The following is a 458-nucleotide window of genomic DNA, read 5'->3' on the forward strand; positions in this document are numbered from 1 at the left end:
GAATGAAAACAATACTCGACAGGAACTACAACGCCACAGCGGCGGTGTATCAGAAAGTTGTGACACTGGAAGATAAACTGGTGGAGAAACCTGTCACGGGGAAGAGCCGGAAAAACTGACGCGCTTCGCTTGTCCAACGCCTCACGACCCGCGAAAGAATTTCGCGAACCGTTCACCGTTTTTTTCAATATGATTCTGTCTGCTTTGGTCGATAAAGCAGACGATAGTATTCCAGCCTTCGTATATATAACGGTACGTGCTCATCAGTAAGAGCTGGCGGTATTGTGTTATCAGGGGGAAGTTTTTTCAGATACTCACGAAATGCCTGGCTTGATGCCATAAAATCTACAGTAGCATCGATAATATGTGGGGTGTTTTCACCTAATTTTGCCATGATGATAATCCTTATATTATCACGGTTTGTGAATGATAGGGTGTCACTATTATTTATGCGTTAG

1 protein-coding gene is annotated in these 458 nt (G+C 43.7%); it reads right to left on the reverse strand.

What is annotated here, in order from left to right:
* Window positions 1-184 precede the first annotated feature (184 nt).
* Complete coding sequence (locus EEB15_RS33350; protein WP_001096196.1) at window positions 185-394, reverse strand: hypothetical protein; 210 nt, start codon at window positions 392-394, stop codon at window positions 185-187.
* Between the last annotated feature and the right edge of the window lie 64 nt (window positions 395-458).

Origin of the sequence: Ramlibacter sp. WS9 (assembly GCF_003797765.1) — a bacterium.
Classification (GTDB): Bacteria; Pseudomonadota; Gammaproteobacteria; order Burkholderiales; family Burkholderiaceae_C; genus Ramlibacter.